Here is a 938-nt window from a genome sequence, read left to right as displayed (position 1 = left end):
ACCTGCGGTTGGATCACCTCCTTACCTGAAGATACCTTCCCGCGAAGTGCTCACACAGATTGTCTGATAGAAAGTAACGAGCAAAGCGTCTTACGAATGAGACTTAGTGTCCCCTTCGTCTAGAGGCCTAGGACACCGCCCTTTCACGGCGGTAACAGGGGTTCGAATCCCCTAGGGGACGCCATTTGCTGGTAATGAGTGAAAGACATTGCCATTAATACTTCAGAATATGCTGTTAAGCATATTGCGAAGTATTTGCTCTTTAACAATCCGGAACAAGCTGAAAATTTGAAACGACCGCGTCGTATTCGTTCTCCGTAATAAGAACGATGCGCGATGCGGCCGGGTCTCAAGATTATCGCGATTCACGAGCGTTCAAAACGCCTGTGGGTTGTGAGGTTAAGCGACCAAGCGTACACGGTGGATGCCCTGGCAGTCAGAGGCGATGAAGGACGTGCTAATCTGCGAAAAGCGCCGGCAAGGTGATATGAACCGCTACAGCCGGCGATGTCCGAATGGGGAAACCCGGTGCACTCTGTGCATCATCGTTTGATGAATACATAGTCAAACGAGGCGAACCGGGGGAACTGAAACATCTAAGTACCCCGAGGAAAAGAAATCAACCGAGATTCCCCCAGTAGCGGCGAGCGAACGGGGAGCAGCCCAGAGCCTGAATCAGCTTGTGCGTTAGTGGAAGCGTCTGGAAAGGCGCGCGATACCGGGTGACAGCCCCGTACACGAAAACGCACTTGCTGTGAGCTCGAAGAGTAGGGCGGGACACGTGGTATCCTGTCTGAATATGGGGGGACCATCCTCCAAGGCTAAATACTCCTGACTGACCGATAGTGAACCAGTACCGTGAGGGAAAGGCGAAAAGAACCCCGGCGAGGGGAGTGAAACAGAACCTGAAACCGTGTACGTACAAGCAGTGGGAGCCT

General features: G+C 52.7%; 1 tRNA gene and 1 rRNA gene. Both read left to right on the top strand.

The features are described 5' to 3' along the window. The first annotated feature begins 108 nt into the window (after window positions 1–108). A tRNA-Glu gene (locus FS690_RS18180) sits at window positions 109–184 on the top strand. 213 nt (window positions 185–397) lie between these two features. Then, window positions 398–938: ribosomal RNA gene (locus FS690_RS18175) — 23S ribosomal RNA — on the top strand; the annotation flags it as partial.

Origin of the sequence: Pantoea sp. PSNIH1, assembly GCF_007680655.1 — a bacterium.
Classification (GTDB): domain Bacteria; phylum Pseudomonadota; class Gammaproteobacteria; order Enterobacterales; family Enterobacteriaceae; genus Pantoea; species Pantoea eucrina.
The sequence above is the reverse complement of the archived record's forward strand: the minus strand, read 5'-3'. Positions and strand labels throughout refer to the sequence as shown.